At 57.2% G+C, this 26002-nt stretch carries 29 protein-coding genes and 1 riboswitch; of the genes, 18 read left to right on the top strand and 11 right to left on the bottom strand.

The features are described from left to right. Positions 1-7 precede the first annotated feature (7 nt). The 7 genes from NI21_RS0111525 (at position 8) to NI21_RS0111495 (ending at position 6126) form a co-directional block, all read left to right on the top strand. Positions 8-553 carry a bifunctional adenosylcobinamide kinase/adenosylcobinamide-phosphate guanylyltransferase gene (locus tag NI21_RS0111525; RefSeq protein ID WP_033126344.1) on the top strand — a complete coding sequence of 182 codons (546 nt, stop codon included), beginning with the start codon at positions 8-10 and terminating at the stop codon, positions 551-553. After that, positions 550-1308, top strand: coding sequence for an adenosylcobinamide-GDP ribazoletransferase (locus tag NI21_RS0111520; RefSeq protein ID WP_033126343.1), 759 nt, complete (start codon positions 550-552; stop codon positions 1306-1308). The genes NI21_RS0111525 and NI21_RS0111520 overlap by 4 nt, the downstream gene beginning before the upstream one ends. A 5-nt stretch (positions 1309-1313) precedes the next feature. Next, positions 1314-1919, top strand: coding sequence for a histidine phosphatase family protein (locus NI21_RS0111515; RefSeq protein ID WP_033126342.1), 606 nt, complete (start codon positions 1314-1316; stop codon positions 1917-1919). Beyond that, positions 1876-2844, top strand: coding sequence for an adenosylcobinamide-phosphate synthase CbiB (gene cbiB / locus NI21_RS0111510; RefSeq protein ID WP_242842852.1), 969 nt, complete (start codon positions 1876-1878; stop codon positions 2842-2844). Before NI21_RS0111515 ends, cbiB begins: the two co-directional genes overlap by 44 nt. Positions 2845-2862: 18 nt before the next feature. After that, on the top strand, positions 2863-3930 hold the full coding sequence (locus NI21_RS0111505; protein WP_033126340.1) for a histidinol-phosphate transaminase: 1068 nt from the start codon (positions 2863-2865) through the stop codon (positions 3928-3930). Continuing rightward, the gene (locus NI21_RS0111500; RefSeq protein WP_033126339.1) at positions 3918-5420 is read left to right on the top strand and encodes a cobyric acid synthase; all 1503 of its coding nucleotides are present in this window, start codon (positions 3918-3920) and stop codon (positions 5418-5420) included. The genes NI21_RS0111505 and NI21_RS0111500 overlap by 13 nt, the downstream gene beginning before the upstream one ends. Positions 5421-5487: 67 nt before the next feature. Next, complete coding sequence (locus tag NI21_RS0111495; protein WP_033126338.1) at positions 5488-6126, top strand: precorrin-8X methylmutase; 639 nt, start codon at positions 5488-5490, stop codon at positions 6124-6126. Here NI21_RS0111495 and NI21_RS0111490 read toward each other — a convergent pair. From NI21_RS0111490 to NI21_RS0111440, 11 genes are all read right to left on the bottom strand, one after another. Next, the gene (locus NI21_RS0111490; RefSeq protein ID WP_033126337.1) at positions 6123-6908 is read right to left on the bottom strand and encodes a sirohydrochlorin cobaltochelatase; all 786 of its coding nucleotides are present in this window, start codon (positions 6906-6908) and stop codon (positions 6123-6125) included. The genes NI21_RS0111495 and NI21_RS0111490 overlap by 4 nt on opposite strands. 60 nt (positions 6909-6968) lie before the next feature. Then, positions 6969-7826: an energy-coupling factor ABC transporter ATP-binding protein gene (locus tag NI21_RS0111485; protein ID WP_033126336.1), complete on the bottom strand. Its 858-nt coding sequence runs from the start codon at positions 7824-7826 to the stop codon at positions 6969-6971. A gap of 16 nt (positions 7827-7842) precedes the next feature. Continuing rightward, complete coding sequence (gene cbiQ, locus NI21_RS0111480; protein ID WP_369792805.1) at positions 7843-8694, bottom strand: cobalt ECF transporter T component CbiQ; 852 nt, start codon at positions 8692-8694, stop codon at positions 7843-7845. After that, the gene (locus NI21_RS0111475) at positions 8627-9001 is read right to left on the bottom strand and encodes an energy-coupling factor ABC transporter substrate-binding protein (protein ID WP_052084089.1); all 375 of its coding nucleotides are present in this window, start codon (positions 8999-9001) and stop codon (positions 8627-8629) included. The genes cbiQ and NI21_RS0111475 overlap by 68 nt, the downstream gene beginning before the upstream one ends. Positions 9002-9017: 16 nt before the next feature. Further along, a complete protein-coding gene (locus tag NI21_RS0111470; RefSeq protein WP_033126447.1) occupies positions 9018-9767 on the bottom strand; it encodes an energy-coupling factor ABC transporter permease in 750 nt (249 codons plus the stop codon). Between the two features lie 195 nt (positions 9768-9962). Continuing rightward, a riboswitch (cobalamin riboswitch) is annotated at positions 9963-10177 on the bottom strand. Positions 10178-10209: 32 nt separating this feature from the next. Next, complete coding sequence (locus NI21_RS0111460; RefSeq protein WP_033126334.1) at positions 10210-10956, bottom strand: PHP domain-containing protein; 747 nt, start codon at positions 10954-10956, stop codon at positions 10210-10212. A 2-nt stretch (positions 10957-10958) separates the two neighbouring features. Further along, positions 10959-11288 (bottom strand): hypothetical protein, encoded by a 330-nt coding sequence (locus NI21_RS0111455; RefSeq protein ID WP_033126333.1) that lies wholly within the window; start codon positions 11286-11288, stop codon positions 10959-10961. A 3-nt stretch (positions 11289-11291) separates the two neighbouring features. Next, positions 11292-12464 (bottom strand): [Fe-Fe] hydrogenase large subunit C-terminal domain-containing protein, encoded by a 1173-nt coding sequence (locus NI21_RS15900; RefSeq protein ID WP_369792803.1) that lies wholly within the window; start codon positions 12462-12464, stop codon positions 11292-11294. Further along, on the bottom strand, positions 12349-12663 hold the full coding sequence (locus NI21_RS17295; RefSeq protein ID WP_369792802.1) for a 4Fe-4S dicluster domain-containing protein: 315 nt from the start codon (positions 12661-12663) through the stop codon (positions 12349-12351). Before NI21_RS17295 ends, NI21_RS15900 begins: the two co-directional genes overlap by 116 nt. A 30-nt stretch (positions 12664-12693) precedes the next feature. Beyond that, on the bottom strand, positions 12694-13116 hold the full coding sequence (locus NI21_RS0111445; RefSeq protein ID WP_033126332.1) for an ATP-binding protein: 423 nt from the start codon (positions 13114-13116) through the stop codon (positions 12694-12696). 36 nt (positions 13117-13152) lie between these two features. Beyond that, the gene (locus NI21_RS0111440) at positions 13153-13485 is read right to left on the bottom strand and encodes a DRTGG domain-containing protein (protein ID WP_033126331.1); all 333 of its coding nucleotides are present in this window, start codon (positions 13483-13485) and stop codon (positions 13153-13155) included. A gap of 306 nt (positions 13486-13791) precedes the next feature. On the opposite strand from NI21_RS0111440, the gene NI21_RS0111435 reads away from it, so the two are divergent. The 11 genes from NI21_RS0111435 (at position 13792) to NI21_RS0111385 (ending at position 25903) form a co-directional block, all read left to right on the top strand. After that, positions 13792-14286, top strand: a complete 495-nt coding sequence (locus tag NI21_RS0111435) for an NAD(P)H-dependent oxidoreductase subunit E (RefSeq protein WP_033126330.1) — start codon at positions 13792-13794, stop codon at positions 14284-14286. A gap of 2 nt (positions 14287-14288) precedes the next feature. Beyond that, positions 14289-14846 carry an ATP-binding protein gene (locus NI21_RS0111430; protein ID WP_033126329.1) on the top strand — a complete coding sequence of 186 codons (558 nt, stop codon included), beginning with the start codon at positions 14289-14291 and terminating at the stop codon, positions 14844-14846. A gap of 26 nt (positions 14847-14872) precedes the next feature. Next, the gene (locus tag NI21_RS0111425) at positions 14873-15253 is read left to right on the top strand and encodes a ferredoxin (RefSeq protein WP_033126328.1); all 381 of its coding nucleotides are present in this window, start codon (positions 14873-14875) and stop codon (positions 15251-15253) included. Between the two features lie 15 nt (positions 15254-15268). Next, on the top strand, positions 15269-17056 hold the full coding sequence (nuoF, locus tag NI21_RS0111420) for an NADH-quinone oxidoreductase subunit NuoF (protein ID WP_033126327.1): 1788 nt from the start codon (positions 15269-15271) through the stop codon (positions 17054-17056). Between the two features lie 15 nt (positions 17057-17071). Beyond that, the gene (locus NI21_RS0111415) at positions 17072-18817 is read left to right on the top strand and encodes an NADH-dependent [FeFe] hydrogenase, group A6 (protein WP_033126446.1); all 1746 of its coding nucleotides are present in this window, start codon (positions 17072-17074) and stop codon (positions 18815-18817) included. Between the two features lie 460 nt (positions 18818-19277). Further along, positions 19278-19847 (top strand): VanZ family protein, encoded by a 570-nt coding sequence (locus tag NI21_RS0111410; RefSeq protein WP_081958060.1) that lies wholly within the window; start codon positions 19278-19280, stop codon positions 19845-19847. 337 nt (positions 19848-20184) lie between these two features. Continuing rightward, a complete protein-coding gene (locus NI21_RS0111405; protein WP_033126326.1) occupies positions 20185-21033 on the top strand; it encodes an AraC family transcriptional regulator in 849 nt (282 codons plus the stop codon). 63 nt (positions 21034-21096) lie between these two features. Further along, on the top strand, positions 21097-22053 hold the full coding sequence (locus NI21_RS0111400; RefSeq protein ID WP_033126325.1) for a MoxR family ATPase: 957 nt from the start codon (positions 21097-21099) through the stop codon (positions 22051-22053). A gap of 2 nt (positions 22054-22055) precedes the next feature. Beyond that, on the top strand, positions 22056-23105 hold the full coding sequence (locus NI21_RS0111395) for a DUF58 domain-containing protein (RefSeq protein ID WP_033126324.1): 1050 nt from the start codon (positions 22056-22058) through the stop codon (positions 23103-23105). Positions 23106-23118: 13 nt separating this feature from the next. Then, positions 23119-25194 carry a transglutaminase family protein gene (locus NI21_RS0111390; RefSeq protein ID WP_033126323.1) on the top strand — a complete coding sequence of 692 codons (2076 nt, stop codon included), beginning with the start codon at positions 23119-23121 and terminating at the stop codon, positions 25192-25194. Between the two features lie 58 nt (positions 25195-25252). Then, the gene (locus NI21_RS0111385; protein ID WP_033126322.1) at positions 25253-25903 is read left to right on the top strand and encodes an HAD family hydrolase; all 651 of its coding nucleotides are present in this window, start codon (positions 25253-25255) and stop codon (positions 25901-25903) included. Positions 25904-26002 lie beyond the last annotated feature (99 nt).

Below are 26002 nucleotides of genomic sequence, written 5' to 3'. Positions count from 1 at the left end.
ACGAGCGATGCTGTACATGATTTTTGGAGGGAGCGGCAGCGGCAAATCCGCCTACGCGGAGGATCTGGCTGTGAAGCTGTGCCCCGAAGAGAAGGTCTACCTGGCCACTCTGACAGACATTGACGAGGAGATGGAGCAGAGGATCCGGGACCACAGAAAGATGCGGGAGGGTAAAAATTTCCGCACAGTGGAGCAGGGACTGGCCCTGGAGACACTGGACCTGTCCGGGGAGCGGCTTGTACTTCTGGAGTGCATGACCAATCTGCTGGCCAACGAGCTGTATGACCCGAGGGCCAGGCATCCGGAGGCTCCGGCCGCCTACATCATGGAGGGGATCCGGCATCTGAAGGACCAGGCGGAGAACCTCATCGTCATTGCCCAGGACGCCTTCTCGGAGGTGCCCATGGATCCGGAGCTGCGCAGGTATGTAAAGGAGTCCGGCCGGGTGAACCAGCTGCTGTCAAAGGAGGCGGACGTAGTGGTGGAGGTGAAGTTCGGCCTGCCCCTGGTGCTCAAGGGCAGTGAGCTCTTAAGCGAGGTGGAGAGACGATGAGACAGGTCAACAGCTTTCTCGTTGCCTTCAGCATGTACTCCCGCATCCCGGTGCCCCAGCCGGACTGGGAGCGCTCCTCCATGGACTATGTCATGTGCTATTTTCCCTTTGTGGGGACCGTCCTGGGGGCGCTCGCCTGGCTCTGCTTTCAGGGGGGGCGCTTGCTGGGACTGTCCCCTCTCCTTCTGGGGGCTGTGCTGACGGCTCTGCCCCTGTGGATCTCAGGAGGCATCCACATGGACGGGTACATGGACACCCGGGACGCCCTGGCCTCCTGCGGGGATAAGGAGAAGAAGCTGGCCATTTTAAAGGACAGCCACACAGGTGCCTTTGCGGTCATGGGCTGCGGCCTCTACCTGCTCCTCTCCTTTGGCGCCTGGTGCGCTGTGAAGCCGGGGCAGGGACTCCTGTGCGTCTGCCTGGGCTACACGGTCAGCCGGACATTGAGCGGCCTGTCCGTGCTCTGTTTTCCAAAGGCGAAGAAGAGCGGCTCCTATGTGACCATGTTCGCAAAGAGAGCCAGCAAGGGGAGGGCAGTCCTCTTTCTCGCCCTTCTCCTCGTCCTGGAGGGGGTTCTCCTTCTGTGGCTTGGCGGCTGGAGAGGAGGGCTTTCGGCTGCAGCGGCGGCGGCCGTCTTTGGCTGGTACTATTACATGAGCAGAAAACAATTCGGAGGGATCACCGGAGACCTGGCGGGATATTTTGTGCAGCTTTGCGAGCTGGCCGTCCTGCTGGCCATGGCGGTGACAGGTTAGAGAAGATGGAAATCATACTGGTCCGTCACGGACAGACAGAAGGAAATAAAATACACAGATTTATCGGGGGCAGGACGGACGAGCCGGTGTCCCGGGAGGGGATGGAGGCGCTGAAAAAGAGGACATACCCCCAGCCGGAGCACATTTTTTCCAGTCCCATGCTGCGCTGCGTCCAGACGGCGCAGAGCATCTTTCGGGGACGCAGCCCGGAGGTGGTGGAGGGCTTCCGGGAGTGCGACTTTGGCATCCTGGAGGGGAAGACCCACGAGGAGCTTTTGGGGGATCCGGCCTACGACGCCTTCATCGGCACAGAAGGGGCGGACACTTTCCCCGGCGGGGAGAGTATCCCCGGCTTTAACGCCCGGTGCCTGGAAGCGCTGAGGGAAACGGTGGAGATAAGCCGGAAGAGAGGCTATGGCTCCATCGCCTGCTGCGTCCACGGGGGCGTCATCATGGCGGTTCTCTCCCAGGTCATAGAGGGCAGCAGCTACTATGGATGGAATGTGGAGAACGGAGAGGGATACATACTGGAGATTGACGAAAACAAATGGAAGGATGGACAGCTGGATGGTACAGTCACTGGCGGCATTGATCATCGGATCTATAGTTGATTTTATCCTGGGGGATCCCAGGGGGCTCTGGCACCCGGTGCAGGGCATAGGCTGGGTCATCAGCAGGCTGGAGAAAATCCTGCGGCGGCTCTTCCCGGTGGGCAGGGCGGGGGAGAGATGGGCGGGGGCCGTCCTTGTGGTCCTGACCCTTCTTGTCTCCGTGGGCGTGCCGGCCCTGCTCCTCTTCCTTCTGTCTCTTGTGCATCCCCTTCTCTCCTTTCTTCTCTCCTGCGTCTTCTGCTGGCAGCTGCTGGCGGCAAAATCCCTGAGGACAGAGAGCCTGAAGGTGGAGAAGGCCCTGGAGGAGGAGGGGCTGGAGGCCGGCCGGCGGGCCGTCTCCATGATCGTGGGGAGAGACACCCAGGACCTGACCGAGGAGGGGGTCATCAAGGCGGCTGTGGAGACGGTGGCGGAGAACACCTCCGACGGCGTCACAGCGCCCCTCTTTTACATGATCCTGGCAGGCCCCCTGGGAGGATTTGCCTACAAGGCGGTGAACACCATGGACTCCATGGTGGGCTATAAGAATGAGAAATACCAGTATTTCGGCACCTGCGCTGCCAGGCTGGACGACGCGGCAGGCTTTATCCCGGCCCGCCTGAGCGCCCTCTTTATGACCGCCGCCGCCTTCCTGGCCGGGTACGACGGGAGAAACGCGTGGCGGATATTGAAGCGGGATCGGAAGAACCACAAGAGCCCCAACGCGGCCCACACCGAGGCGGTCATGGCAGGGGCGCTGGACGTGCAGCTGGCGGGGGATGCCTGGTATTTTGGGAAGCTCGTCAGGAAGCCCTTTATCGGCGACGGGATACGGCCCATAGAGAGGCAGGATATCAGGCGGGCCTGCCGGCTGGAGTATGCCACCGCCCTTCTCCAGCTCCTTGTTCTGGGAGCTTTGAAGGCGGCGGTCATCTTTATACTGTAGAAGACTGAGGTGGATGGGATGGAAGACCACGGCGGAAATATTTACGACAAAGACATACGGATCGACTTCTCTGTAAATGTGAACCCCTTCGGCATGCCGGAGGCGGTCAAAGGGGCGGCCATCCGGGGGGTAGAGGAGTCCTTCCGCTACCCGGACCCAGAGCAGAGGAAGCTTAGGCAGGCCATCTCTGCCGCCTTTTGCATACCGGCAGAGCGGATCGTGGCCGGCAGCGGGGCGGCGGAGCTGATCTGGGGGATCACGGCGGCCCTGCAGCCGGGGAAGGCTCTCGTCTGCGCCCCCTCCTTCGGGGAGTACGAGGGAGCTCTTCTGGCACGGGGCTGCCAGGTGGAGCGGTTTTATCTGGGAGAAGAAAATGACTGGCTGGCGACCCGGGAGCTGGTCCGCAGGACCGGGGAGGAGCCGGGGCTTGAGATACTCTTTCTCTGCCATCCAAACAATCCCACCGGCAGGCTTGTCCCGGCAGAGATACTAGAGGATCTGGCCCGTGTCTGCCATGAGAGGAAGATCACCCTGGTGGTGGACGAGTGCTTTCTGGACCTGACCCGGGAGGGGGAGGCGGCCTCCGCCCTGGCCCTACAGAGAGACTGCCCGGAGCTCCTTGTGCTGCGGGCCTTCACGAAGATGTACGCCATGCCCGGGCTGCGGCTTGGATGGCTGGCCGCGGGCCGGGAGGAGACGGCGGAGAGGATCCGCCGGATGCTCCCCCCCTGGAATGTGTCCTGGCCGGCTCAGATGGCGGGCTGCGCGGCCCTGAAGGAACAGGAATTTGCCCGAAGGTCTGCCGCCCTCCTCCTGGAAGAGCGGGAGTGGCTGTCCTGTCAGCTCAGAAAGCTGGGATTTCGTGTCTGGCCCTCCGAAACTACCTTTCTCCTGTTTGAAGGACCAAAGGATCTGCAGGACGTCTGTCTTAAGGAGGGTATCTATATCCGGGACGGAGCCAGCTTCCCCGGCCTGTGGGCTGGAACCTGGCGGATCGGTGTGAGAACCAGACAGGAGAACCAGATCCTTCTGGAAGTACTTGGAAGAATCATGAAAGAGAGGAAAATGGACAGATGGCAAAAGTGATCATGATACAGGGAACCATGTCCGGGGCCGGCAAGAGCCTCCTCACAGCGGGACTGTGCCGGATCCTGAAGGAGGACGGGCTGCGTGTCGCCCCCTTCAAGTCCCAGAATATGGCCCTCAACTCTTACATCACGGCGGAGGGGCTGGAGATGGGGAGAGCCCAGGTGGTTCAGGCGGAGGCCGCCGGGGCGGAGCCCTCTGTCCTTATGAACCCTGTTCTTTTAAAACCCACCACGGACACAGGCTCCCAGGTCATCGTCATGGGAAAGGTGCTGGGAAATATGAGCGCCAGGGAGTATTTCGCCTACAAAAAGGAGCTTGTCCCGGTAATACTGGAGGCCTACCGGAAGCTGGCAGACCAGTACGACGTCATTGTGGTTGAGGGGGCCGGCAGCCCGGCGGAGATCAACCTGAAGGAAAATGACATTGTGAATATGGGACTGGCCCGGATGCTGGAGGCTCCCGTGCTGCTGGCCGGTGACATCGACAGAGGGGGCGTCTTCGCCCAGCTCTACGGCACCGCCGCCCTCCTTGAGGAGGAGGAAAGAGCCCGCATCAGGGGGCTTGTCATCAATAAATTCCGGGGAGATAAGTCCATCCTGGATCCGGGCATTGCCATGCTGGAGGAGAAGATCCACATTCCGGTGGTGGGCGTGGTGCCCATGATGCAGGTGGACATTGAGGAGGAGGACAGCATTTCCGAGAGGCTGCAGGAAGACAGACAGGTGCAGGGGCTCCTGGACATTGCCGTCATCCGGTTGCCCCGTATATCCAACTACACGGATCTGGCTCCCCTGGAGAGCCGGACCTGCGCCAGCGTCCGCTACGTGTCCGGTGTGCGGCAGCTGAAGACGCCGGACCTTGTCATCCTGCCGGGCAGCAAGAATACCATGGAGGATCTGCGGTGGCTGCGGATGTCCGGGCTGGAGACCTCCATCCTGAAGCTGGCCCGGAGAGGGGTGCCTGTCTTTGGCATCTGCGGCGGCTACCAGATGATGGGGGAAGAGATCGCGGATCCCTACGGAGTGGAGGCGGGGGGAGCCATGCGGGGCATGGGACTTCTCCCGGTGCGGACCGTCTTTGGCCGATCCAAGGTGACTACGCGGGTGGAGGGCCAGACGGAGGAGCTGGAGGGCCCCTGGGTTGCCCTCTCCGGAAGAAGATACGAGGGATATGAGATTCACATGGGAGACACGGAGATTACCGCGGACCGGGAAGAGGTACGGATCCTGGCCAGGAAGGATGACCGGGCTCTGGGCATCTGCCGGGACAATGTGGCAGGAACCTACATCCATGGTATCTTTGACAGCCGGGAGATGGCCGGCGCTATCCTTGAGAAGCTGGCCGCCGCAAAGGGCGTCGCCCTGGAGGAAATAGAAGGAACAGATTTTAAGACCTACAAGGAGAGCCAGTACAGTCTGCTGGCAAGGGAGCTGCGTGCTTCCCTTGATATGGAGGCAGTGTACCGCATCATCGGGGAAGGCCTATAGAGAGTGTAAACGGTAAAGTGAAGGTACAGCAAAAGAGCAAACAGAAGGAAGGAGACAAAAAAGAGCTATGACAGAAAAACTGGAGCAGGTGTTGCCGGGAGACATTGAGAAAAGGAGCTTTGAGATCATCACGCAGGAGCTGGGAGACAGAACCTTTGATCCCCTGGAGGAGCCTGTCATCAAGAGGTGTATTCACACAAGCGCGGATTTTGATTATGCGGATAACCTTGTCTTCTCACCGGGAGCTGTGAGCGAGGCGCTGACAGCCCTTCGCTCGGGCGCCCTCATCGTCACGGACACCAACATGGGGAAGGCGGGGATCAACAAGAAAGCTCTTGCCTCCTTCGGCGGGGAGGCTCTCTGTTTCATGGCAGATCCCGACGTGGCGGAGTCTGCCAGGAGGGAGGGGACTACCCGGGCAGTGGCCAGCATGAAGAAGGCGGCGGCCCTCGCCAGGGAGACAGAGCGTCCCCTCATCCTGGCAGTGGGAAACGCCCCTACCGCCCTTGTGGAGATCTGCAGCCTTATGGATGATGGGGAGCTGTCCCCTGCCCTGGTGATCGGTGTGCCGGTGGGATTTGTCAATGTGGTGGCTGCCAAGGAGATGCTCCTTGAAAGAACCGTGCCCTCCATTGTGGCAAGAGGAAGAAAGGGCGGCAGCAATATTGCCGCCGCCATCTGCAACGCCCTTCTCTACATGGCTTAGGGCTGGAGAAGGGCCTGGCGTGCGTGGCGGATATAGAGATCACAGATGTCGTCGTACTCTCCCAGGCCTTTTAAGATACAGCAGGTCTCGTAGCCCCTGGCCTTAAAGAGGCTGTTCCAGGAGTCTTCATCCTCCCCTGCCAGATCATTGCACGCGTGATCCCCTGCCACCAGCATAAAGGGGGTTAAATACACCCGACGAATGTTCTTTTTTCCCAATTGCTCCAGCACGGCCCGGGCGTCCGGGTAGGCCTCTACCGTGCCCATGTACACATTTGGGTGCCCGGCCTGTTTGAAGGCGTAGTCCAGGGCGGCATAGAGAGTGTTGGCATAGTGGGTGCTGCCGTGTCCCATAAAGACCAGGGCCTCCTGGTCTGAGAGGGAGGGAAGTTCTCCCATCAGGGCCTCTATGACTGCAAACTGGTCCTCTGTGCTGGAGATGAGGGGAGCGCCGATAGAAATCCTGTCAAACTGGTCCGCAAAGCTCTGCACGTCTTCCTTCATCTGGTCATTCTCAATGCCGTTCATGATGTGGGTGGGCTGGACGAGGAGGTCCCTGACCCCGTCCTCCAGAGCCGCCTGGACTGCCTCCTTCACGCTGGGGATGAGGAGCTGGTCCCGCTCCCGCAGCTTCCTGCGTATCATGCCGCTTGTGTAGGCGTGGTAGAAGGTCCTGTCCCGGAAGGCCGCGGACAGAAGGCTCTCTATATGTTCGATATTTTTCTTTCTTGTCTCCGGATAGCTGGTGCCAAAGCTGACAACCAGGAGTCCTCTGTGTTCCATGTCTATTCTCCTTATGTTTTTATACAAGTGTACCTGATCTTTACGAAGTGTGTCTGACATTTATACAGTGTGTCTGATATAGTCGGTGAGCTGGTCAAGATGCTTCGGGGCGGGAAGGTCCGCCCCCAGAAGTCCCGCCGCCTGCAGGCTCTCAAAGACCTTTATGACGCCGGGTAGATCCAGGCTGGCCCGGGCCAGCAGCTCCCGGTCTGTCAGGACGGAGGCGGGAGCTCCCTGGGCCAGCACCTGTCCCTCGCTGAAGAGGATGACCTCATCTGCCCACTCCAGGGCAAAGTCCGTGTCGTGGGTGGCGATGACGACAGTCAGGGGGCCGGAGGGGGAGCTGTCCTTTTCCAGGTCCCGTATCATGTCGCGGATGATGTGGACATGGCTGGGGTCCAGGGCGGCAAAGGGCTCGTCCAGGATGAGGAGCTCCGGGTGCATGACAAGGATGTCCGCCAGAGCCACCTGCTTTTTCTGACCGCCGCTTAAGGCGTGGGCGGGGCGGTGGCGGAAGGGAGTGATGCCCAGCCGCCGGATGACCGCCTCCACCTCCCTGGCGGCCTCCTCCCTGGGAAGTCCCAGGTTGAGAGGACCAAAGGAAATCTCCTGGTACACGCTGGCGCAGAAGAGCTGCATGTCCGGGTCCTGGAACACGATGCCCACCTTCTCCCGCAGAGAGAGGAGGTCCTTCTTCCGGTAGGAGAGGGGCTGGCCATTGTAGTATATCTGACCTTCGTCCGGCCGCAGGATGCCGTTGCAGCAGAGGAAAAAGGTGGATTTCCCCGAGCCGTTGGCGCCCATGACCGCGGTGCGTCTACCCCGGCGGATGGACAGGGACAGGTCCTTCAAGGAGGGCGTCTCCCCGCTGCCGTAAGAGTATGATACATGTCTCGCTTCAAGAATAAGATCGTTCATAGTCATCCTTTCTGTTCTACAGCCATGCACCTGCTCCCGCGGCTCCGGCTGCGAAGGGAAGCAGGGCCAGCAGGAGGAGTACTGCCTCAAACACTGCTATGGAGAGGATTTCCCGCCTTCCGGGCGGGCGCTGCTCCTCCAGCACCCGGATCTGTCCGTTGTAGCACCGGGCCTCCATGGCATCGTAGAGGGAGCCGGCCTGTCTCATGGCCCGTATAAAGAGCATGGAGGCCAGCATGCCCCGGGACCTGAAGGCTGTCCGCAGGTCCCGGTTCCCCAGCCTGGCGTCCTGGGAGAGGAGCATGGCGGAGGCGTTTTCCAGGAGCAGGAAAATGAACCGGTAGGTGAGCATCATAAGTTCAATGAGAAGGCGGGGCAGCCGGCAGGCCTTCAGCACGCCCAGTATGTCTGTCATGGGTGTATTGAAGGACAGGAAGAAGAGGGCAGACACGCTGGAGAGGGCTGTCAGGATCAGCTGCGCGGCCTGCAGCACTCCCGCCCGGCTCCCGGTCAGATAGAGAGAGCCCACAGGCAGGGCAAAGGCGTCCAGGGGAGTCCGGGAGATATTGACCAGGATGGCGCCTGTGCCAAGGAGCAGAAACGTAAGGGGCAGAGTCATGTATCTCAGCCAGCGCTTTATAGAAATACCGCCCTTTCTCACAGTCAGGTACGTGGAGGCGATAAGGAGGAGAAGGGCCGCCGGGACGGACCGGCTGACAATGCAGAGTATGACAGAAGCCAGGGAAAAGAAACACTTTTCCCCGGCGTTCACATACCGCAGCTTTGACGTGTAGCAGAGCTTATCTATCTCCAGCATGGTCTCTTGCAATCCCTCCGTCTTCTTCCGTTTCTTCCTGCTCCTTCTCATATTTTTTCATCCATTTTTTCCGCTCTACAAGGCGGCCCATGCAGAAGGCGATGATGCCAACGCCGATGCCGGTCTGGACGCAGAAGATGAGGCTCTCTACCTCTCCAGGCAGCTCGCCGCCCAGAAGATTTTCCAGGACAGGAGTGGACCAGGGCTCGTAGGATGCGCCTCTGACTTCCTCCACCATGACGCTGCCTGCGTCGTCGGACCCGCCGAAGGAAGCTCCCTTCCGTGCAAAGAGGGGGACCACGGCGATGAGGACAGCGATAACAAGCAGGATAAGCACGGTTTTTGTATTTTTGCTCATATGTTTCTTCTTCATCCTATTTTACCTCCCTGTAGTAGCCGATCAGCTTCAGCTCCGGCTGTGCGTAGGACTCAAGAGCGATGACGATGACCACTGTGAGTATTCCCTCGATGACAGCAAGAGGCACCTGTGTGGGGGCAAAGACACCCAGAAATTTCAGGGCGGAGGCGGCCACTCCCCCCTGCTGGGACGGATAGGCCAGGGCAAGCTGCAGGCTGGTCACGCAGTAGGTGAAGAGGTCTCCCAGAGCGGCAGCAAGGAAGATGGACACTCTCCGGTTGACCCTCAGCCTGCTGAGGAGTGCGTACAGTCCCCAGGCGAGAAAGGGGCCTGCGATGGCCATGGAGAAGGTGTTGGCACCCAGGGTGGTCAGTCCTCCGTGAGCCAGCAGGATGGACTGGAAGAGAAGTACGATGACGCCCAGGATGCTGACGCAGGAGGGGCCGAAAAGGATGGCTCCAAGTCCTGTCCCTGTCATGTGGGAGCAGCTCCCGGTGACAGAGGGGATTTTCAGAGAGGAGATCACGAAGATAAAGGCCCCGGACATGGCCAGCAGTATGAGTGCCTTCCGGTTTTCCTGTACGGTCCTTCGGATAGAGAAAAAGCCTGCCAGCACAAAGGGAAGACATAAAACGCCCCAGGCGATGCAGAAGCCCCCGGGCAGATAGCCCTCCATGATGTGCATGGCGTTTGCCTCCGGCGCCGCCGCAAGGGACAGGGCGAAGACGCCGGCGAGAGCCACCAGCAGTTTTTCGCGGTGTGCCATAGATTTGTTTGTCATATTGTGTTGATCCTCCTTCATTTCATACCGTATGGGTATCTGTATGTATGCTCCGGCGCTGTGTGCCGGTATCAGATAAATGCCCCTGTCGGGATCGCAACAGGGGCATCAAAAATACAGAAGCAGACCGGACGGCTCTGTCTTCCGTTTCCATACCTCTCATCATACTCCGTGACAGACGGCAGTTCCCTACAAGCAGGCAGGTCTTCTGACTTGGAGATCCGCACAGCCTTTGCCTTCCCATATCCCTGAGTGTGAATGACCCGGACACAGTGGACCATAAAGACTGTTCCCTCCTTACAGCGGCGGGACCGTACAGGACTTGCACCTGTTTCCCTATTATCCCTGCCGTTTCTTTTGTGAGATGGCAGGGCACCTGTATGTATCTGATTTTCTTACCACAGGATAGCACACCTGCAGGGGCAAGTCAATCCCTGCGATCCCCGGCATGTTGGATATATACCGGGGGCGCAGACAGGACCTCCAGTATATCCGGTATGCTGCGGGAGGCGCAGGGGATCTGCAGATCCGGCTCTCTGATGTCCCAGAGATAGTGGGCATCTGAATTTGAGAGGATGCGGCAGCTCTCCAGATAGGGGTGGTCTCTCCTTAGCTGATGCAGCTTTGTGAGATCGCGGATTTCCGCGCAACGGAAAGTGCTCTCCGGGGGGATAAAGCCCAGGTTGGATAACAGGCTGGTGGAGGATCTGCCCAGGTGGGCCGGAAAGCAGAGGCCGTGGAATCCTGCCACTAGAGCTTCTGTCCGGTAGAAGGGGATGTCTGTAGCATTGATCAGGAGCTTCTCTAAGGTGCCTGTGATCTGATCCTTCTCATCCAGGATCAGCTGTTCTCCGAAAATGTCCGGACGGTTTTTTACGGGAAGAAGATGGAGATACACATACTGGTCGAAATCCATGGCCGCCTCAAGAGTGGGAAACAGACAGACTACATGGACCTCCTCGGAGGTGGTCAGCTCCATGCCCGGGATCAAGGTAATACCCAGATCCTCGGCGTGCCTCATGGCAGCGGGACAGTTCCGGCAGGAATTGTGGTCTGTGAGGGCGATCACATCCAGCCCCTTCACGGCGGCCATGCCGGCGATGTTGGCCGGTGTCATGTCTTTGTCGCCGCAGGGAGAGAGGCAGGAGTGGATGTGAAGGTCGTAGTAGAGCATGCTCACAGCAGGCCATGCACCGCCAGGGCTGCCTCGAAGACGGGCAGCTCTGTGTAAAACACGGTGATCTCTTCTTTTTCGGCGCAGGCCAGGTCCTCCGGTGTGAGGGCAGCTCCCTCTGCCAGGATCACACAGGAGACATCCGCCAGGGAGGCCACTGCCAGTGTATTCCGGTTTCCCATGACAGTGACCCAGGCGCAGCCCTCGGGGGCCTTTCCCATGGCAACGCTGAGCAGGTCGCAGCAGAACACCTTCGTCACTGCCTTATCGGCTCTGCCCCGGTTTTTCAGCTCAAAACAATTTTTTTCGATCAGGTCCCGCACGGCAGTCATCTGTCACACATCCTTTCTTCGCAGCTCCAGAGCCAGCTTACTGATGGAGTGCTGCAGATTTTGCAGATCCTCGGCGCTGATATGGCCGGAGGCCTCCAGCTCGGTGGTCATGTAGGACAGGTCCCCGGAGAGGCTCTGGATATACTCGATAAACTCATAGATACAGTCGTTTCTGGAAGCCTCGCCCCGGGCGATGTCCTCGGCCAGGGCCCGGCAGGTGGGCGCGCCGCAGGAGCCGCAGTCCAGGCCTGGGAGCTGCTCCGTCAGCTCTTCTACCATGCCCATCATCTCAAAGCTCTCGCGGAAATTATTTCCAAGGCGGAAGACAGGCTCGTACTCCACATATTCCTCCCACAGATAATCCACTTTGGGGCAGCTGTCCATGTGGGTGCCGGAGACGGGCAGATACCGGTGCAGCCGCTTGGTCTTGGCGGTGGCCACGTAGGGATTTTCTACGGTCAGAGGACCGCCCACGCAGCCTCCGTTGCAGGCGTTCAGCTCGACGAACAAAAGGCCGTGGAATTTCTCGTCCTCCAGATCGCTGAGCACCCGCAGCACGTTCATGATGCCATCGGCTGCCAGGTAATTGTCTGTGATAAGCCCGGCCGCCTCCCCTCCACTGTTGCTCCAGCCGATGCCGATGCGGCCGGAGGTGGAGAGGGGACGCAGCTTCGACTCGTCCTGGGTCATGTGGGAGAGAAGGATCGGGTACACATCCTTGATAGCCAGCACCTTGTCGATCTGACTCTTCTCAATGCCCAGAGGAGCCTTGGCGTAGGTTACCTTGGAGGGGCAGGGGGAGATGAAGAAGATTCCGATGTCCGATGCAGGAAGGCCGGTCTTCTCCATGGCCAGCTTTCTGGCAATCTGCGCCGCGATCTCCACCGGAGGCCGGATGGGAAGGAGGCGGGGGATCAGGGTGGGGAAGCGAACCCGGATGATGCGCACGATGGTGGGGCAGGCGCTGCTGATAAAGGGAGCCTCGTCCCTGTGCTCTTTTATGTAGGAGCGGGTCATCTCCGACACAAGCTCCGCCGCTGCACTCACCTCAAAGACATCGTCAAACCCCATGGATATGAGGGCGTTGAGGACAATGTCCACATTGGTCAGATTGTTGAACTGAGCGTAGAGAGGGAGCGGGCAGGGCCACGGTGTATCTGTAATTTCGCATCTCATCGAGGGAGTCCGACTCCGCGATCTTGGCGTGGTGGGGACAGTACCGGATGCAGCGGCCGCAGTCCACGCAGAACTGGGGCTTGATGGAAGCCTTCCCGCCATGGACCCGGATAGCCTGGGTGGGACAGTATTTGATGCAGTTGATGCAGCCTGTGCAGGCATCTTTATCCAGTTTGACAGAATGTATGAATTTATCCAAAAGATGTCCTCCTTTACAGGGCAGATCAGCCTACAGGTGTATATCCATAGTCACAGTGGTCCCTTTGCCCACCTCCGTGTCGATCTGCATAGAGTCTGAATATTTCTTCATGTTGGGAAGCCCCATGCCTGCGCCAAAGCCCAGGGACCGAACCTCCTCCGGGGCGGTGGAGTAGCCAAGCTGCATGGCCTTTTCCACATCCGGGATGCCAGGGCCTGTGTCCGCCAGTATGAGCCGGATATTGTCGTCAGTGACCATGACCTTGATGGCGCCGCCGCCTGCGTGGATGACCATGTTGATCTCCCCCTCGTACATGGCAATGGCAACTCTGCGGATGGCACCGCTGTCCACGCCCATCAGCTTGAGCTTGTTCTTCACACTGCTGCTGGCCTCTCCGGCGCGGGTGAAATCATCGCCGGGGACCTGATATTCAAATGTCAGACAGTCGCTCATGTTTCGCTTACCTCCTTGAAGACGGCGGGGCCGGCATTACAGCCCGCTGTTATACAGGATGCCGCAGGTTGTATACATTCCTTTCTCTGTGTGCAGGACGCACATCTCCTTTGCCCTTGCGAGATTCAGGATCTCACTGTCCAGGGGCTTTCCCCGGACGAAGACGATGCAGGACACATCCAGCATTTCGGCAGTGCGGATGACCTGTGGATTGCACAGACCGGTGAGAAGGACGCAGTGGGGATTGGCGAAGGCCAGTACATCGCTCATCATATCCGAGGCGAAGGCCTCTCCAACCTCATGATCCAGCATCTGCTCGCCAGACAGGATCTGCGCGTCCAGAAGGGCTTTGATTTCTCTGATCAGCATGGAAACCTCCTGTGAAAATACTGTAAAAAACAAAATGACATATAAAATGTGAAACAATATATATAAAGAGAGTATAACATCAGAAAATAGGCAAATCAAGGCAGATTGTATAAAATAGATAAAAATAAGGGGCCTGTATTGTGCATTTTTTAACATATACTGTGAAAAAATAGACGGTAATAAAGATATAATCACTAAAAAACAAACCATAAAATTGTAGATATTTAGAAAAGTCTGTGATAGAATGATTGAAGAGTGAAAGACAAAGTAATTTTCAGACAAAATTGAGAGCAAGGAGGTTCACAGATGGTTTCTACGAAGTCGACCGTTCCGTTCCGGGGAACGAAAGAGCAGGAAGAGGCGCTTCTTACCGTCATCCGCGGCATGAAGGATGAGAAGGGCGCTCTCATGCCCATTCTGCAGAAGGCGCAGGAGATATACGGCTATCTTCCCATAGAAGTGCAGAAGATCATTTCCGATGAGACGGGGATTTCCCTGGAGAAAATCTACGGAGTTGTGACATTTTATTCACAGTTCACCTTAAGCCCCAAGGGCAGGTATCAGATTTCTGTCTGTCTTGGCACGGCATGCTACGTGAAGGGCTCCGGAGACATTTACAACAAGCTGATGGAAAAGCTTGGGATCGTGGGCGGGGAGTGCACTCCCGACGGTAAATTTTCACTGGATGCGTGCCGCTGTATCGGTGCCTGCGGCCTGGCCCCTGTCATGACCATTAACGATGAGGTATACGGCAGGCTGAAGGTGGACGACATCGACGACATCCTGGCCAAATACGAATAGCCATGATGCCGGAGATCTCTCTTCACATCCTGGACGTGGCGGAGAATTCCGTCCGCGCAGGTGCGTCTCTTGTAAAGATTGAAGTGCTGGCTGACACAGCACGCAATACCCTTTCCATCACGATAGCGGACAACGGCTGCGGCATGTCCGGGGAGCAGCTGGCTAAGGTGTCAGACCCTTTTTTTACCACCAGGAGCACCCGGAAGGTGGGTCTGGGCATCCCTTTTTTCAAGCAAGCGGCTGAGGGGACAGGGGGCAGCTTTTCCATCCGGTCCAAGGAGGGAGCAGGGACGGTGACGGAGGCCGTGTTTGTCCTTGACAGCATCGACAGGATGCCCCTTGGGGACATGACAGCCACTATACATACACTTGTCACCTGCCATGAGGAGATGGATTTTTACTACAGATACGCCCGGGACGGACGTGAGTTCACACTGGATACCCGGGAGATGAAGGAAATACTTGGAAATGTGCCGCTAAGCTCACCGGAGGTGTCCGGGTTCCTGAAGGAATACCTGGATGAGAACTGGAGGGAAGTGGACGGCGGCAGTGCGTTATAGAGAACAAGAAAGATTGGAGGAAGGATATGAAATCTCTTGAAGAATTACGTGCCATAAGAGAGAAGATGCAGGGGAAAGTAGGCTTCCGCTCCGAGGACGCTACCCAGACAAGGGTGGTGGTGGGAATGGCCACCTGCGGCATCGCAAGCGGCGCCCGCCCTGTGCTCACAGCCCTGGCAGACGCCGTGCAGGAGGAGGGCCTGAACAATATCAACGTGACCCAGACAGGCTGCATCGGCCTGTGCCAGTATGAGCCCATTGTAGAGGTCATGGAGCCGGGCAGGGAGAAGGTAACTTACGTGAAAATGACACCCGAGAAGGCGATGGAGGTGTTCCGCCTGCATCTGAAAGGCGGCCAGGTGGTGACCAAGTACACCCTCGCCGCAGAGCAGCTCGGAAAAGAGTAGAAGGAGGTTACGGCTATGTATCGTTCACATGTACTGGTCTGTGGAGGAACCGGATGTACCTCCTCGGGCAGCCAGAGGATCAGAGACAGACTGGAAGAAGAGATCAGAAAGCAGGGACTGGAAAACGAAGTCGGCGTGGTGAAGACGGGCTGCTTCGGCCTGTGCGCCTTAGGCCCCATCATGATCGTGTACCCGGAAGGGTCCTTCTATTCCATGGTAAAGGAAGAGGATATCCCGGAGATCGTGTCCGAGCACCTCTTAAAGGGAAGAGTGGTCAAGCGTCTTCTCTACGATGAGACAGTAAAGGGCACGGAAGTCCTTCCTCTCCAGGAGACAAAATTTTACAAAAAGCAGCACCGTATTGCCCTGCGCAACTGCGGTGTCATCAATCCGGAAAATATTGAGGAGTACATAGGCACCGGCGGATACGAGGCTCTGGGGAAGGTGCTCACGGAAATGCAGCCCCAGGATGTGATCCAGATTCTTCTGGACAGCGGCCTGCGGGGCCGCGGAGGAGCCGGCTTCCCCACGGGACTGAAGTGGAAATTTGCCGCTGCCAACGAGGCGGATCAGAAATACGTCTGTTGTAACGCTGACGAGGGAGATCCGGGAGCATTTATGGACCGCTCCGTGCTGGAGGGAGATCCCCACGTGGTGCTGGAGGCCATGGCCATCGCGGGCTACGCCATTGGCGCCTCACAGGGCTATATCTATGTCCGGGCAGAGTACCCCATCGCAGTAGAGAGACTGAACATTGCCATCGGCCAGGCAAGAGAGTACGGCCTTCTCGGAACAGACATTTTCGGGACAGGATTTGATTTTGACATTGAGCTGCGCCTGGGTGCAGGAGCCTTTGTGTGCGGCGAGGAGACGGCCCTCATGACCTCTATTGAAGGAAACAGAGGAGAGCCCCGTCCCCGTCCGCCCTTCCCGGCGCTGAAGGGCCTGTTCCAGAAACCGACTATACTGAATAATGTAGAAACCTACGCAAATATTCCCCAGATTATCCTCAACGGACCAGAGTGGTTCGCCTCCATGGGAACCGAGAAGTCCAAGGGGACAAAGGTCTTTGCCCTGGGCGGAAAGGTGAACAACACAGGACTGGTGGAAATCCCCATGGGCACCACTCTGCGGGAGATCGTGGAAGAGATCGGCGGAGGCATCCCAAAGGGCAAGAAATTCAAGGCGGCCCAGACCGGCGGCCCTTCCGGCGGATGTATCCCGGCAGAGCACTTTGACGTGCCCATTGACTACGACAACCTTATCGCCATCGGCTCCATGATGGGCTCCGGCGGTCTCATCGTCATGGACGAGGACACCTGTATGGTGGACATCGCCAAATTTTTCCTGGAGTTTACGGTGGATGAGTCCTGCGGAAAATGTACCCCCTGCCGTGTGGGTACAAGGCGCATGCTGGAGATACTGGAGAAGATCACAAAGGGACAGGGAACCATGGAGGACCTGGACCGTCTGGAGGAGCTGGCAGAGCACCTGAAATCCAATTCCCTGTGCGCTCTGGGGCAGACAGCCCCCAACCCGGTTCTGTCTACTCTGCGGTACTTCCGGGACGAGTACATTGCCCACATTGTGGATAAGAAATGTCCGGCGGGCGTGTGCAAGGATCTCCTGCAGTACCGGATCGACGCGGACAAGTGCCGGGGCTGTACGCTCTGTGCCCGCACCTGCCCCAATGACGCGATCGTGGGCAAGGTGAGAGAGCCTCACGTGATCAACCAGGAGAAGTGTGTAAAATGCGGCGCCTGCATGGAGAAATGCCGCTTTGGCGCAATCTACAAAGAATAATGGAGGATGGAGAATATGGAGAACATCAACTTAAAGATAAACGGTTTAGAAGTATCCGCTCCGGCTGGTTCCACCATTCTCGAAGCGGCGCACCTGGCGGGCATCCGGATCCCGACCCTGTGTTATTTAAAAGAGATCAACGAGATCGGCGCATGCCGTATGTGCGTGGTGGAGGTCAAGGGGGCTAAGAACCTGGTGGCGGCCTGTGTCTATCCCATCAATGAAGGGATGGAGGTGTGGACCAACACCCCCAGACTCATCAAGTCGAGAAGGCGGACGCTTCAGCTTCTGCTGTCCAACCACGACAAGAAATGCCTCTCCTGCGTGCGCAGCGGTAAATGTGAGCTACAGCAGCTCTGCCAGGAGTACGGCGTGGACGATGAAGACTATTTCCAGGGAGAGTCCAACCACTATGAGCTGGACACCTCCGCGGCCCACATGATCCGGGACAACAACAAGTGTATCCTCTGCCGCCGTTGCGTGGCAGTGTGTGAGAAGACCCAGGGCATCGGAGTCATCGGGCCCAACAACAGGGGCTTTGCCACCTTTATCGGCTCACCCTTTGGCATGGGGCTTGGCCAGACCAGCTGCGTCTCCTGCGGACAGTGCATCGCCGTCTGTCCCACAGGCGCTCTCTATGAGAAGGACTACACCGACCAGATCCTGGAGGCCATCGCGGATCCCGACAAATACGTGGTGGTGCAGACCGCACCCTCTGTCCGGGCCGGCCTTGGCGAGGAGTTCGGCTACCCCATGGGAACCGATGTGGAGGGAAAGATGGTGGCAGCTCTGCGCCGTATCGGATTTGACAAGGTGTTCGATACAGACTGGGCGGCAGACCTGACCATCATGGAGGAGGCCACAGAGCTCCTTGACAGGATACAGAACGGCGGAGTGCTGCCTCTCATCACATCCTGCTCACCGGGCTGGATCAAGTATTGCGAGCACTATTTCCCGGACATGACCGAGAACCTGTCAAGCTGCAAGTCGCCGCAGCAGATGTTTGGGGCCATGCTGAAGACCTATTTTGCCGAGAAGGAGGGCATCGACCCGAAGAAGATCGTGTCCGTCAGCGTTATGCCCTGCACGGCCAAAAAATTCGAGATCGGGCGGGATGACCAGAACGCGGCCGGCGTGCCGGATGTGGACATCGCTATCACCACCCGTGAGCTGGCAAGGCTGATCCGTCGGTGCGGCATATCCTTCACAGCTCTTCCGGACGAGAAATTTGACGATCCCATGGGAGAGTCCACCGGAGCCGGCGTCATCTTCGGAGCCACTGGCGGCGTTATGGAGGCGGCCCTCCGGACAGCGGTGGAGACCCTCACAGGCGAGGAGCTGGCCAAGCTGAAGTTTGCCGATGTGCGTGGAACTAAAGGGATCAAGGAGGCCTCCTACAATGTGGCCGGCATGGACATTAAGGTGGCAGTGGCCTCCGGCCTTGCCAACGCAAGAACCCTTTTAAATAGAGTGAAATCCGGAGAGGCACAGTACCACTTCATCGAGATTATGGGCTGTCCCGGCGGCTGCGTTAATGGCGGCGGCCAGCCTCAGGTATCGGGTGAGGTGCGGAATTTCACAGACGTGCGGGCCATCCGCGCCGGCGTCCTGTACCGCAATGATGAGGCCAAGGCCATCCGCAAGTCCCACGAGAACCCGGCTATCAAAAAGCTTTACGAGGAGTATCTGGGCGAGCCCGGTAGCCACAAGGCTCACGAGTATCTGCACACTACCTATGTGAAGCGGAGCATCAACGGATAAGACGATAGGACAGACAAGAGACACCTCCTAATGTGATATATAAAGAAGCGGGAAGGAAGCCGGTGTGGCTTTCTTCCCGCTTCGAGTGTTATTGCTGCAGGGCTGTACAGAAGGGGGGCAAAATTTACACCTAAAACTTATGGAAACTTCTTCGGGTATGTGATATGATAATGGCAAAGCATTATATTTCTGGCAGCTTTTTTCTTTTGCGGCGTCTGCCGTGTCTGCAAATCTGATAAGAAGATCTAAAAGAAATCTCAATGCTTTTTATTCCCATCGACAAAGCAGAGAGGTTTCCTGAAAGCTATGCTTTGAAGCTTATGTTTTCGTCTTTACAGGCTGCCTCCTGCGATACTTGAAAAAGGGGGTACCTATAAGTGGAAAAATGTATAAGATAAGACAATCCGGAAGAGGATTCGTTTTGATTTAAGAGAAAACTAGAGAAAGAAGAGACGGATATATGGATTTATATCAGATCCTGTCTACCCACAGCCGGCCCTGGTCGGAGAGAGAAATCTTGTTCTTTGGGATTTTGCTCGTTGCGGGGGCGGCCTTTTTGCTGGCGGCGGCAGGAAGTCACAGGATCAGAAAAAGCCAGGCGGCCGGGATGATGGCCATGCTGGTTTATATAGTGGTTGTGCTGGGATCAACTGTATTCACCAGGGAAGTGAGTGAACGGCAGTGTGAACTGATCCCTCTCTGGTCCTGGAGAGCTGTGCTGTCTGAGCATGACTGGGCGCTGCTGCAGGAGATCATGCTGAACTGCGTTATGCTGGCACCGGCAGGATTGCTTTTGCCATTTGCGGCGGGGAAAAAAGTGCGGCTTCGGGCGGGGATCCTGCTGGGAATCCTGCTGTCCGGTGTGATTGAGGTGAGTCAGTTTCTATTTATGAGGGGACTTTTTGAGTGGGATGACATGTTCCATAATACTCTGGGATGTGTGCTTGGCTGTGCGGTCTCCAACGCTCTGCTGGCCTTCAGGGAAAGCCGGAGGGCCGGTGATCCTTCGGAAGGGGGAGCAAAAGAATAGGAAAGAGTAGAAATCAGCATTAGCCCTTCACAAAAGACAGGATTATAAAAAAGCAGGCAGCTGTTCAAGACCGGACACCGGGAACGGTGAGGGTCAGTGACAGCTGCCTGCTTTTTTGTTCTGCTTTTGTTTCATTGCTGCTTTTCTGCCATTTTTTAGAAGAGATCTCTTGTGTAGATCTGCATATATGTGTCAAAAGAGTCTCTTAAGAAATTGCTAAATCTTCTGATCATATCTGGCACCTCCTCTTTATTTTCAATTGCATTATAGTGTGGCAGGGGATATAATTCTTGTCAAAAGGGAAGATAAATCAGCCAAATCTTGCAGGAGGGTTTTGATGCATTTTTTCTACGAGCTAAAGGAAGATCAGATGGAGATCTATGAAAAGGAGTCTGTCCACTATCCGCCCCACATCCACAAGTCCATGGAATGTATCTATGTGACCAGCGGGACGCTGGAGCTGGGAGTGGGGGAGACGCTGTGCCATATGGAGCCGGGAGATTTCGGGGTTGTTTTTCCCAATGTGATCCACCACTACCAGGTGTTCAGCCGGGAGGAGTCCAGGGCCCTCTACTTTCTGGCGCCGCCCTCCTTTGCAGGCTTTTTTTCGGAGCAGCTGCTGACCTGTCAGCCTCTCGGGCCGGTTGTCCCATCGGGGCATGTCCATAGGGATATCCCCTACGCCCTGGAGAGGCTGCGGGAGCTGAAGAATCCCCGAGATGCGCGTCTGGGAAAAACAAAAGACGAGGAGGAGCTTCCGGGAACTGTGCTGCGGCAGGCCTTCACGCAGGTGATTCTGGCCAGGGCGCTGCCTTTTCTGGAGCTGAGAAGGAGAGAAGAGCAGCCGGGACACGATATCGTGTACGATGCGGTGGTCTACATGGCAAAGCACTACGGGGATGAGGAGGTATCCCTCACAAAGATGGCCCAGGATCTGGGATACAGTCCCTTTGCCCTGTCCCGGGTCTTTTCCGGCACCTTTCACACAAATTTCAACCAGTATTTGAATGAGCTGCGGCTGAACCAGGCGGTGGCGCTCCTGCAGAGCTCAGAGGATTCCATCACGGATGTTGCCATGAACGCGGGATTTACGAGTATGAGGACGTTTAACAGGGTGTTCCAGGAGCGGTTCCATACGACGCCGAGAGAATACCGGAAGAGACATGCTGCAGAGGTGGATATCTAAAGACAGATATGCTAATATGTTGGCAGGTATACATGATACGAAAAAGGGGAGAGGGGATTTATAATGAATGGAGCATATCAGGAGGCAGCCTGGGGAGTCATCCGCGAGGTGGAGAAGGCTGTCGTTGGAAAAGACCAGGTGATAGAGAAGATCATGACGGCTATCCTGGCGGGCGGCCATATTCTGGTGGAGGATATGCCGGGCACCGGGAAGACGACAATGGCGCTGGCTTTCTCCAGGGCTATGGGACTGAAGGAGAAGCGAGTGCAGTTTACGCCGGATGTGCTGCCCTCTGATCTGACCGGATTTACCATCTATAAAAAGGAGCTGGAGAAATTTGTTTATCAGCCCGGAGCGGCCATGTGCAATTTCCTTCTGGCGGATGAGATCAACCGCACTTCGCCCAAGACCCAGTCCGCTCTTCTGGAGGTGATGGAGGAGGGGCAGGTGACTGTGGACGGCGTGACGAGAAAGACCGGCCGGCCTTTTATTGTCATGGCTACAGAAAATCCTGCAGGTTCAGCCGGAACCCAGCTGCTTCCGGACTCCCAGCTGGATCGCTTTATGATCTGTGTCACCATGGGATACCCGGATAAGGAAGATGAGATCGAGATACTCAAAAGGAATCAGAAGGGACGGCCGGCTGTCAGGACCAGCAATGTGTTCGGCCCGGATATTCTGTGCAAAATGCAGGAAGAGGCGGCAGATACCTATGTCCACGACCTCATCTATGGATATATAGCGGACCTTGTGGAGGCAACCAGAAGCCACGGCCTGATTTCCCTGGGTGTGAGTCCGAGGGGAGCGGTGGCCCTGGCGGCTATGAGCAGGGCCAGGGCCTGGCTGAAAGGGAGAAAATATGTTGTTCCTGAGGATGTGTCCGAAATTTTTGTTGACACAGCGGCCCACCGCATCCAGCTGTCGGCAAAGGCCAGAGTGGGACATGTCCGTCCGGCTGATCTTTTGAGACAAATCGAAGAGAAGGTGCCGGCGCCCTCCATCAGGATAAGGCGGGGATAAATATGGTGCTTCGGATCATTTTGTATGCAGTGGCTGTGGTTTTTACCGGCTATCTGTTTTTTATACTGAACGATACAGTGGTGACGACCGTTCTGATCCTGGAGATCCTCTATCCGGCCGCTGCCTGGTTTTTCCTTGCGGGGGCGAAAAGAGCGGTGGAGGCGCGCCTCGGCTTTGTGCCGGATATGGGGGAAAAGGGGCAGGAGATAGAGGTGCCTGTCCTTGTAAAGAGCAGATATCGGTTTCCTGTCAGGTGTCGGGTCAGCCTACACGCAGGCAGCCGTTTTCTCCCAGGCAGAAGGCAGCGTGTTTCCTGTTATCTTGTCCCTGGCAGGACGAGAAAGCTTTCGGTCAGGATCCGGGCGGAGCTGAGCGGACGATTGGAGGTCGAACTGACCGGTCTGGTTCTGTGGGATTGGCTGGGGATATTCAAGAGGACTGTGAGGGCAGAAAGCCTGAAGGCAGTGGGCATCTGGCCGGATATGGAGCTCCTGCCGGTGGAGGTGACGAGGAGAACAAGAGAATTTCTTGCAGATGCGGATGAGTACTCTGAGGAGAGGAGCGGGGACGACCCGTCCCAGATTTATCAGATACGGGAGTACAGGCCCCAGGATCCGGCGCGGAACATCCACTGGAAGATCAGCGCCAAGGAGGATGCTGTGATGGTGAAGGAAAACAGCTTCCCTCTGGGGACAGCTGTGCTGGTGCGGATTGACTTCCAAAAGAGCCGGAAAATGGCAGAGGATCTCGACCATATCCTGGGGAGCGCCGCCTCTCTTTGCTTTTCTCTGACAGAGGTCAAATGTGTGCATATGGCTGCCTGGCCGGAGGAGAAAAACCGCCGGATCGTGAAACGGAGGGTGGACAGCGAGGAGAGTCTCTACGAACTGCTCTGGAGTCTGATGGAGATGGAGCCTGTCAGCGACAGAGAGCTGGCGGACGCCTGCTGGGAGGAGGCATTCAGGGGCGTCTGGTTCAGCACAGTCCTGACGATCGACAATGGGGGAGACATTCTCGTCGACGGAGAGAGGCAGGAGCTGCTGCAGGTCTGAGAGGGGGAGAGAGATGAAAAGAGAAAAGGTCAAACATATGTCTGTGAAAGGCGGAGCATCTCTTTTTGCTCTGCGTATCTTTGTGACCTGTCTGGCGGCAGCAGCCTGGTGGGAATGTCTTTTTTCTGTCTTTCCCGGGATGGTGGTGAGTAGAAGCTGGCTGTATGGCGCCGGACTTGTGCTGGCTGTCATCATTGGCGGGGCTGTGTCCTGCCCGCGGCGTAAAGTGGCAGTGCCGGCTGTGATACTGGCTGCGGCTCTTCTGTGCTGGAGATTTTTTTATGTGATACAGGGGGCGGCGGCCCATCTTGTCAACGCCTATCTGGCGGTACACCAGGAGAGAGGGTTTGAAGTCCGGTTCTGGGAGGAGGGGAGCCTTTCAGCCGGGACGCTGGCAGTTGGCACAGCGGTGCTCGTCTGTGTGCCTCTTCTTACGATCCTGCTTCTGGTGATCCGGTGGGGAAGAGGAAAGCTGGTAGCCGTGCTGATCCTCTTGCTTCCCGTACTGGCAGCTATACTGGAAGGAGCTTTTCCGTCTGCCTGGGCGACCTGGATGCTGATTGTGACAGGGGGCTGCTATCTCACCGCCGCGGGAGCGGGAGGAAGAGACATGGCAGGTCCGGCCGGCGCTGCCTGGGCGGGAACCGCTATCGCTGCGGTGACTCTCCTCGTGCTGGGAGGAGTGTCCGTGCTGGCAGGCAGAGCGGCAGATGTGATCCGCCTGGAGGAAGACGGCTTTTACAGTCAGACCAGGCAGGCGATCCAGACCGGAGTCGTGGATAATCTGAATGCCGTCCGGCTGCGCATGGAAGGTCAGGATGAAGAGGCAGACGACAGACCGGAGGAAGAAGAACAGCTGCCGCGGGAAAGGGAGGAAGACAGAGCGGAAGTGGCTGCAAAGGAGGCTCCTTCCGCTTCGGATGAGCAAAGTGAGACGCCCGGAGATAGCGGGGCTGGTACTCTTCCTTGGGACACAGAAGCGGACGGGATGACCGACCTGGCGTCAGTTGCCAGGTTTTCGCCAGACGGGACGGCAGCGGTGGATGTGAGGCTGGAGGAGGCTCCTTACGGAACCGTCTACTATCCCCTCCGATGGGGCGGCGCTTACACAGGGCAGTCGTGGGAGGAGACGTCCGGTGAGGATGGAAGAGATAGTCTCTTTCTCTCCTGGCCGGAGGGACTGGATCGTCTGGAGGAGCTGTGCGCCTCTTGGCCGTCAGATACAGTGGAGGAGGCAGAAAAACAGATTGACAGAGAGTTGACGCAGAAGGCTGTCTATGACACGGAGCCGGGAAGAACACCGACAGGGGAAGATTTCGCGGAGTATTTTGTGTTTGAGAGTGAAAGAGGATTCTGTGTGCATTTTGCCACAGCGGCTGTCCTTATGTACAGGATGATGGGATACCCTGCCAGATATGTGGAGGGCTACGCTGTCCCGGCCTCGGCCTTTTCCAGGCAGGCGGACGGGACCTATCTGGCGGTGGCGGACGGGACCATGGGGCACGCCTGGTGTGAGACATTTGAGGATGGAGAATGGACAGTGCGGGAGCACACTCCTGCTTCCGATGGGAGCGCTTCACCAGGCAGTGAGACGCAGACAGCTTCTGACAGCGCGTTGCGGCACGGGCAGGCGGGCGACCAGGAGAAGGCCGGGCCAGGTGCTATGCGGATCGCGGGAAGGGCGGCTCTCCTTCTGGCTATAGTGGGATGCGTCATAGGCGCATTTTTCCTGCAGGCAGCAGTCCGCAGAAAAAGGCGGCTGCGCGTCCTGGGAGGAAGAAACAGAACAAAAGCGGTGGAGGCCATCTACGGAACGATCTATGACAGGAGCCGTACGATGGGGATGAAGGAGAGCAGCCCCCTGAGAGAGGAGACCTGCCGGCGCATGGCGGATATGTGGGACAGTATTAAGGAGCAGGAGATGAGATGGCTGTATCAGCTTGTGCTGGAAAGTATGTTTAATGAGAAACGTCCGTCTGCCCGGGAGTACAGGAAAGCGATGGACATATACAGGAAGACGGGGGCGGAGATGTACAGTCGGCTGCGGGGATGGCAGAGATGGAAGTATAAATATATCTGGTGCCTCTGACGCCTGGCTGCGAGGCCTGGATATAGCAAGAGGGAAGCAGGGAACAAGGAGGAAGAAAATGAAAGAGTACAAATACATTCTGTTTGACCTTGACGGCACGGTGACAGACCCGGGGGTTGGCATCACAGGCTCTGTCATGTACGCCCTGAAGGGCTTTGGAATCGAGGAGACAGACCGGACCAAGCTGTACCGCTTTATCGGGCCGCCGCTTGCGGACTCCTTCCGGGATTTTTACGGCTTTACCCCGGAGGAGGCAAGGAGAGGCATTAAGCTGTACCGGGAGTACTATAAAGACCGGGGCATTTTCGAGAACAAGGTTTATGAGGGCATGGAGGAGATGCTGGCGGAGCTGAAGCGCAGGGGGAAAACGCTGGTGCTGGCCACGTCTAAGCCGGAGTACTTTGCCCGGCAGATACTGGACCATTTTGGCCTGACCAGCTACTTTGCCTATGCGGCAGGGGCTACCATGGACGAGACAAGGGTAGGCAAAGACGAGGTCATTGCCTACGCCATGGACTGCTGCAATATAACGGATCCGGCCCAGGTGCTGATGGTGGGAGACCGGTTCCACGATGTGGAGGGGGCCAGGGCAAACGGCGTGGACAGCCTGGGTGTTCTCTACGGATATGGAAGCAGGCAGGAGCTTTCGCAGGCCGGGGCGGACTACCTGGCAGAGACAGTGGAAGACATCTTGACAATTATAAAATAGAAGAAATAAAAGAAAATGCACTGTCGCATGTGGGAGGATTTCCCACGCGGGCAGTGCATTTTTCTTTGGCATTATTTTCTTATATGGCGTCTTCCCATA

Source organism: Eubacterium sp. ER2, from assembly GCF_000765215.1.
Classification (GTDB): domain Bacteria; phylum Bacillota; class Clostridia; order Lachnospirales; family Lachnospiraceae; genus Claveliimonas; species Claveliimonas intestinigallinarum.
The sequence above is the reverse complement of the archived record's forward strand: the minus strand, read 5'-3'. Positions and strand labels throughout refer to the sequence as shown.

Excerpts from the sequence above, each read along its gene's own strand:
- NI21_RS0111525 (WP_033126344.1), top strand. The coding sequence starts at position 8 with ATGCTGTACATGATTTTTGGAGGGAGCGGCAGCGGCAAATCCGCCTAC.
- NI21_RS0111520 (WP_033126343.1), top strand. The coding sequence starts at position 550 with ATGAGACAGGTCAACAGCTTTCTCGTTGCCTTCAGCATGTACTCCCGC.
- NI21_RS0111515 (WP_033126342.1), top strand. The coding sequence starts at position 1,314 with ATGGAAATCATACTGGTCCGTCACGGACAGACAGAAGGAAATAAAATA.
- cbiB (WP_242842852.1), top strand. The coding sequence starts at position 1,876 with ATGGTACAGTCACTGGCGGCATTGATCATCGGATCTATAGTTGATTTT.
- NI21_RS0111505 (WP_033126340.1), top strand. The coding sequence starts at position 2,863 with ATGGAAGACCACGGCGGAAATATTTACGACAAAGACATACGGATCGAC.
- NI21_RS0111500 (WP_033126339.1), top strand. The coding sequence starts at position 3,918 with ATGGCAAAAGTGATCATGATACAGGGAACCATGTCCGGGGCCGGCAAG.
- NI21_RS0111495 (WP_033126338.1), top strand. The coding sequence starts at position 5,488 with ATGACAGAAAAACTGGAGCAGGTGTTGCCGGGAGACATTGAGAAAAGG.
- NI21_RS0111490 (WP_033126337.1), bottom strand. The coding sequence starts at position 6,908 with ATGGAACACAGAGGACTCCTGGTTGTCAGCTTTGGCACCAGCTATCCG.
- NI21_RS0111485 (WP_033126336.1), bottom strand. The coding sequence starts at position 7,826 with ATGAACGATCTTATTCTTGAAGCGAGACATGTATCATACTCTTACGGC.
- cbiQ (WP_369792805.1), bottom strand. The coding sequence starts at position 8,694 with ATGAGAAGGAGCAGGAAGAAACGGAAGAAGACGGAGGGATTGCAAGAG.
- NI21_RS0111475 (WP_052084089.1), bottom strand. The coding sequence starts at position 9,001 with ATGAGCAAAAATACAAAAACCGTGCTTATCCTGCTTGTTATCGCTGTC.
- NI21_RS0111470 (WP_033126447.1), bottom strand. The coding sequence starts at position 9,767 with ATGGCACACCGCGAAAAACTGCTGGTGGCTCTCGCCGGCGTCTTCGCC.
- NI21_RS0111460 (WP_033126334.1), bottom strand. The coding sequence starts at position 10,956 with ATGCTCTACTACGACCTTCACATCCACTCCTGCCTCTCTCCCTGCGGC.
- NI21_RS0111455 (WP_033126333.1), bottom strand. The coding sequence starts at position 11,288 with ATGACTGCCGTGCGGGACCTGATCGAAAAAAATTGTTTTGAGCTGAAA.
- NI21_RS15900 (WP_369792803.1), bottom strand. The coding sequence starts at position 12,464 with ATGAGATGCGAAATTACAGATACACCGTGGCCCTGCCCGCTCCCTCTC.
- NI21_RS0111445 (WP_033126332.1), bottom strand. The coding sequence starts at position 13,116 with ATGAGCGACTGTCTGACATTTGAATATCAGGTCCCCGGCGATGATTTC.
- NI21_RS0111440 (WP_033126331.1), bottom strand. The coding sequence starts at position 13,485 with ATGCTGATCAGAGAAATCAAAGCCCTTCTGGACGCGCAGATCCTGTCT.
- NI21_RS0111435 (WP_033126330.1), top strand. The coding sequence starts at position 13,792 with ATGGTTTCTACGAAGTCGACCGTTCCGTTCCGGGGAACGAAAGAGCAG.
- NI21_RS0111430 (WP_033126329.1), top strand. The coding sequence starts at position 14,289 with ATGATGCCGGAGATCTCTCTTCACATCCTGGACGTGGCGGAGAATTCC.
- NI21_RS0111425 (WP_033126328.1), top strand. The coding sequence starts at position 14,873 with ATGAAATCTCTTGAAGAATTACGTGCCATAAGAGAGAAGATGCAGGGG.
- nuoF (WP_033126327.1), top strand. The coding sequence starts at position 15,269 with ATGTATCGTTCACATGTACTGGTCTGTGGAGGAACCGGATGTACCTCC.
- NI21_RS0111415 (WP_033126446.1), top strand. The coding sequence starts at position 17,072 with ATGGAGAACATCAACTTAAAGATAAACGGTTTAGAAGTATCCGCTCCG.
- NI21_RS0111410 (WP_081958060.1), top strand. The coding sequence starts at position 19,278 with ATGGATTTATATCAGATCCTGTCTACCCACAGCCGGCCCTGGTCGGAG.
- NI21_RS0111405 (WP_033126326.1), top strand. The coding sequence starts at position 20,185 with ATGCATTTTTTCTACGAGCTAAAGGAAGATCAGATGGAGATCTATGAA.
- NI21_RS0111400 (WP_033126325.1), top strand. The coding sequence starts at position 21,097 with ATGAATGGAGCATATCAGGAGGCAGCCTGGGGAGTCATCCGCGAGGTG.
- NI21_RS0111395 (WP_033126324.1), top strand. The coding sequence starts at position 22,056 with ATGGTGCTTCGGATCATTTTGTATGCAGTGGCTGTGGTTTTTACCGGC.
- NI21_RS0111390 (WP_033126323.1), top strand. The coding sequence starts at position 23,119 with ATGAAAAGAGAAAAGGTCAAACATATGTCTGTGAAAGGCGGAGCATCT.
- NI21_RS0111385 (WP_033126322.1), top strand. The coding sequence starts at position 25,253 with ATGAAAGAGTACAAATACATTCTGTTTGACCTTGACGGCACGGTGACA.